Genomic DNA, 5,243 nt, shown 5'->3' on the forward strand with positions numbered 1-5,243 from the left:
CCCTAAGAGCAAACCACCCTTTTTAAGGGTGGTTCTGATTTCCAAAGAGCTTGAAATGTATCCTGAATACGTAAAGCTGTTGTGTGGCACCAATATTCTGTATACGCATATGGCTGATCAGCAGCAATGGGCGCTTGCCAAGCGGTTGGGCAATAATAGAAATGTTGTTTTGTTCGGCGTGGGCATGTCTGATATTGGGGTGGACGATGCTATCGACGCCTATACAAAGAAGTTCTATAAAACCTTGCTATCCGATGAATATCTTCATAGTGTTCGAGATGAAATGACTAAGAAGAGGCTTAACTCTATTGGCATAGAGAATGTTCTTAATACCGCATGTCCGACCATGTGGTCGTTAACCCCATCTAAGCAACTCGAGATTTCCTCTAAGCGTTCTAAAAACGTTGTTACGTCAATTACCGATTATTGTTTCGATGCGGAACGTGACCGTAAGATGTTGGAATTGCTGTCCTTGGAATACGAAAAGGTAACGATCTGGATTCAAGGAAGCCATGATGTTGATTGGTGTCTTGATCAAATAGTCGATCTGACGCAATTTAATGTTATTGGCCCCAATATCGAAGACCTTAATCGTGTAATTGAAACCGAGGAGTTTGATTATGTGGGGACGCGTCTCCATGCGGGCATCCGCTGCTTAAATGGAGGACATCGCTCTCTAATTATTGCAATTGATAATCGAGCCCGCCAGATCGGTGAAGATACGGGACTTCCCGTTCTTGAACGCGAGGACGGCTATCTCCATAAATTAGCTGATTGGGTAAACCATCCCGTTAAAACTGAGATTAATCTTCCCTGGACGAGCATCGATAAATGGAAGAAACAGTTTAATTAGCTGTATTCCTTGGCTATTGCTTTCCCTGTTTCTTATCGTGTGATGCCTTTGGCGTTTCCCCGATTATCCAACCCATACTTGTGGCTCGAATTAGATTCGTCAACATATAGGCGACTGATCCAAATCCAATCAGGTTAATTGCTGCCATCGCCATTGGGGCTATGTTGGGCCAGTAGGTAAAAGAAATGTAAACCAGTGGAGAATGAAAAAGATATATTCCCATACTGTTTTTGCTAATCTTTTCGGTTAGTAGGTTTGCCTTTTGGGGGATGACGCAATAAATTGATGCAACCGCCATGCAAGTAAGGGCGGTGGAAGCAATGGGGGGCACCACTTGTTTTAGTAAGTTTACAAGGAATACTAGTATTAGGACTATTGATAGGCTTTTACGCTTTTTACAACTCTCGAACCATTTGTTTGCTTCCAAGTAGTGGATTGTTAGGCCAAGCGCAAACCATATCGCATTTGCTTCTGCCAAATTGATATACCTGTTCGATGACGGTATTCCAAAATGGTAAAGATAAATTGAAGCGCCGAAAACTATCGGAACCTTAAAACATGCTAGAGGGCTCTTGTCGAGTATTTGAAAGATGCACGACGTGGCTGCTGTAATGAAAAAAAGGGTCGGGAGAAACCAAAGGTGACCGTTGTCTTCGCCCAACAGAATTGATTTAAAGATGATGTGCGGTATAGATAGGCCATTGTAGTAGGGATACTTAACGAGCATCCTGATGGGGAAGAGCCAACATATTCCAATCATGATATAGGGGATAATTAAACGTTGAGCTTTTTTAATGATCTGACTTATAAAATCGCTTGATCGATTCCAGCTCCATAAAAAACAAAAGCCAGATAACGAAAAGAACAAGGGCATCTGGATTCCGTTTATTAAGAATTTGAGATTATCCAACAGAATTGATTTTTGTACAGTTGGATAATATCCCCACGCACTTGAATACAGAATAATGCTGTGGCCTAGGACTACAAGGAATATTGCAAGGGCCCTCACGTTCGTTATGTCGTCTCTACGGGTTGTGTCCTTGCGGTTGTTCATCAATTGCTTCTTTCGTTAATATTGAGAAGGATTAACTTAATAGAATATCAAACTCTTACTAACCGCTCGATTTATAACTATTTTCGATTGTAGAGGACGGAATATATGAAAGGCATCATCCTCGCCGGCGGGTCCGGCACGCGCCTGTACCCGCTCACGCTCGTGACCTCCAAGCAGCTGCTGCCGGTCTACGACAAGCCCATGATCTACTACCCGCTTAGCACCCTCATGCTGGCGGGCATCCGGGACATCCTGGTCATCTCCACGCCGACGGACCTCCCCAACTTCGAGCGCCTGCTCGGGGACGGCTCGCGCTACGGCGTGAACCTCTCCTACGCCGAGCAGCCCTCGCCGGACGGCCTGGCGCAGGCGTTCACCATCGGCGAGGAGTTCATCGACGGCGAGCCGTGCGCCCTGGTGCTGGGCGACAACATCTTCTACGGCAACGGCCTGTCGCGCCACCTGACGCGCGCCGTCCAGAACGCCGAGTCGGGGAGGGCCACGGTCTTCGGCTACCACGTGGACGACCCCGAGCGCTTCGGCGTCGTGGAGTTCGACGGCGAGGGCAGGGCCGTCTCCATCGAGGAGAAGCCAGCCGAGCCCAAGAGCTCCTACGCCGTCACCGGCCTGTACTTCTACCCGGGCGACGTGGCCGCCAAGGCGCATGAGGTTAAGCCGTCGGCCCGCGGCGAGCTGGAGATCACCACGCTCAACCAGATGTACCTGGAGGAGGGGACGCTGTCCGTCGTCACCCTCGGCCGCGGCTACGCGTGGCTGGACACCGGCACCATGGAGAGCCTGCACGAGGCCGCGGAGTTCGTCCGCGCCGTGGAGCACTCCCAGGACCTGCCCGTGTCCGTGCCCGAGGAGATCGCCTGGGAGAACGGCTGGATCACGACCGCCGAGCTGGAGGAGGCCGCGAAGGCCTACGGCAAGTCGGTCTACGGCCAGCACCTGAAGAAGGTCGCCGCCGGCGAGATCGTCAACAGCCCGCGCGAGTACTAATTGCCTGGTGGAAGGGGATGAGAGATGAACGACATTCTTGAGCGTGATGGCCTTTCAGTCGACCTTCTCTCATCCCTTTCGTACTGGGGAGGCGAGTTGGCTGATGCGTTATCTGGTTGCTAAGTGGTTTTCTGAGCAAGGTTCGTTGGTAATGGCCGTTAAGCCGGGCCAGGAGCTTGTCGAGATGATGCGAAGGATAGAGGATCGTTTCGGCATCTCTGACCTTCAGCTCATTAACATCAGTCGTCCTTCCGCATATGGCGAGTATGAACCATTTGAGTTTGTCCATTCTGAGGAACAGCTTGTAAAGCGCCTTGAGCAGCAAGCGAAGTAAGAAGTTGCGTTAGAATTTCATGATAATCGGGCAATTCGAATATGTGTTCGTATTTTCGGTTATAATCTAAGTAGATATTTTTAAGGGAAGGAGGGCATATGGCTACTTCAAGTTTAAAAACACCGATTAGGATGCTCTCTCCTCAGGGCGTAAAGGCGTTGTGCGACGCATATGATGAAGGCGTAACCAAGGATTTGAAGTTCAAGCCATCGCCTTCGGATCCGTCTTTGACGCCAGACATGAAGAAGGCCATCGATTCTTTGTTTAAATCGATGGGCTTCTAGAAATGGCGCTTGTATCGTATTCTTTACTCCAATTACTTAATGCGCGAGGAGAGGACGAGGTTTCGGACGTTCTCTCCTCTTTTCGCTGTGAACGTAACAAGGATATAGAGGATTTTGTTCGTTATAACGCGTTTGATTTTAACCTGAGGGGTTTCTGTGCCTCTTATCTTGTATTTGATACAGATGCGGCCGCTTTAGTTGGCTTTTATGCCCTTGCTCTAAAGATTGCCTCCATTCCTGAGAATGTCGTTTCAAAAACAGCTCACAAGAAGTTGGCTTCTTTTGGTGAACTTAGACCAGAAACTGGTTGTTTTGATTTGCCTTGTGTTCTGTTGGCGCAATTTGGGAAAAGCGATTCAGGTATAGGTCGCGTAACCGGTGAAGAACTCATGGCTTTCGTTGAAAAGTCTATTTCTGACATACAGCGTCTTGTTGGCGGAAGGTTTGTGTTTCTGGACTCTGTCAATGAGCCTGGTCTTATTGAGTTCTATAGTCGCATGGGATACAGAGAGTTTGGCATAAGAAACAAACCTGCAGGAGAAGATTCTGATTCTGCTGAAGGCTCATATGTTCAAATGTTTAAGTACTTACATCTCTAGTAGGCGAAAAAAGGAGATTCATGTCTGAGATTTTTGAACCTAAGAACATCATCGTCACGGGCGGCTGCGGCTTCATCGGCAGCAACTTCGTGCACTACGTGGTCGACAACCACCCGGGCGTCCACGTCACCGTCCTGGACAAGCTGACCTACGCCGGCAACCCCGAGAACATCGCGGGGCTGCCCTCCGACCGCGTGGAGCTTGTCGTGGGCGACATCTGCGACGCGGAGCTGCTCGATAGGATCGTCCCCGGCCACGACGCGATCGTCCACTATGCCGCGGAGTCCCACAACGACAACTCCATCGCCGACCCGGAGCCCTTCCTGCGCACCAACGTCGAGGGCACCTTCCGCCTGCTGGAGGCCGTCCGCAAATACGGCGTCCGCTACCACCACGTCTCCACCGACGAGGTCTACGGCGACCTGGCGCTCGACGACCCGGCGAAGTTCACCGAGGAGACTCCCTATAAGCCCTCGAGCCCCTACAGCTCGACCAAGGCGTCCTCCGACATGCTCGTGCGCGCCTGGACCCGCACCTACGGGCTTCGCACCACGATCTCCAACTGCTCCAACAACTACGGCCCCTACCAGCACGTGGAGAAGTTCATCCCCAGGCAGATCACCAACATCATCGACGGCGTGCGCCCCAAGCTCTACGGGAAGGGCGAGAACGTCCGCGACTGGATCCACACGGAGGACCACTCCAGCGCCGTCTGGGACATCCTCACGAAGGGCGAGATGGGGGAGACCTACCTCATCGGCGCCGACGGCGAGAAGAACAACATCACGGTCCTGCGCATGATCCTGGAGGCGATGGGACGCGACCCCGAGGACTTCGACTGGGTCGCCGACCGCCCCGGCCACGACCGCCGCTACGCCATCGACTCGACCAAGCTCCAGCGCGAGCTGGGCTGGAGGCCGGCGCACACCGACTTCGCCGAGGGGCTCAAGCAGACGATCGACTGGTACGTCGCCAACGAGTCCTGGTGGCGCCCGGCCAAGGAGGCCACCGAGGCACGCTACCGCGCCCAGGGGCAGTAGGCCGGACCCCGGCGAACCGCACCGCGGGGCGCCCGCGCGGGGCCGCAGGGCATGGGGATGATCCTGCGTCCCCG

General features: G+C 52.2%; 7 protein-coding genes. 6 read left to right on the forward strand and 1 reads right to left on the reverse strand.

Annotated elements, in window-relative coordinates; genetic code table 11:
* Nucleotides 1–853: polysaccharide pyruvyl transferase family protein (locus DW003_RS09710; RefSeq protein WP_222847419.1), on the forward strand; the 853-nt coding region annotated here is incomplete at its 5' end.
* A gap of 13 nt (nt 854–866) precedes the next feature.
* On the opposite strand, the gene DW003_RS09715 is transcribed toward DW003_RS09710, so the two are convergent.
* Entirely contained in the window at nt 867–1,907 is a 1,041-nt protein-coding gene (locus DW003_RS09715; RefSeq protein ID WP_118388871.1) for an acyltransferase, read from the reverse strand.
* Between the two features lie 105 nt (nt 1,908–2,012).
* Here DW003_RS09715 and rfbA point away from each other — a divergent pair, with 105 nt between their 5' ends.
* The 5 genes from rfbA (at nt 2,013) to rfbB (ending at nt 5,169) form a co-directional block, all read left to right on the forward strand.
* Nucleotides 2,013–2,912 (forward strand): glucose-1-phosphate thymidylyltransferase RfbA, encoded by a 900-nt coding sequence (rfbA, locus tag DW003_RS09720; RefSeq protein ID WP_118388873.1) that lies wholly within the window; start codon nt 2,013–2,015, stop codon nt 2,910–2,912.
* Nucleotides 2,913–3,015: 103 nt separating this feature from the next.
* Nucleotides 3,016–3,246, forward strand: a complete 231-nt coding sequence (locus DW003_RS09725; RefSeq protein WP_089573667.1) for a DUF6718 family protein — start codon at nt 3,016–3,018, stop codon at nt 3,244–3,246.
* Nucleotides 3,247–3,344: 98 nt separating this feature from the next.
* The gene (locus DW003_RS09730) at nt 3,345–3,530 is read left to right on the forward strand and encodes a hypothetical protein (protein WP_089573662.1); all 186 of its coding nucleotides are present in this window, start codon (nt 3,345–3,347) and stop codon (nt 3,528–3,530) included.
* Between the two features lie 2 nt (nt 3,531–3,532).
* Nucleotides 3,533–4,129 (forward strand): hypothetical protein, encoded by a 597-nt coding sequence (locus DW003_RS09735; protein ID WP_089573661.1) that lies wholly within the window; start codon nt 3,533–3,535, stop codon nt 4,127–4,129.
* Between the two features lie 20 nt (nt 4,130–4,149).
* Complete coding sequence (gene rfbB / locus DW003_RS09740; RefSeq protein ID WP_118388875.1) at nt 4,150–5,169, forward strand: dTDP-glucose 4,6-dehydratase; 1,020 nt, start codon at nt 4,150–4,152, stop codon at nt 5,167–5,169.
* The last annotated feature ends 74 nt before the right edge of the window (nt 5,170–5,243 follow it).

The sequence above is a fragment of the Collinsella sp. AF36-3AT genome (genome assembly GCF_003475205.1).
GTDB lineage: Bacteria > Actinomycetota > Coriobacteriia > Coriobacteriales > Coriobacteriaceae > Collinsella > Collinsella aerofaciens_AF.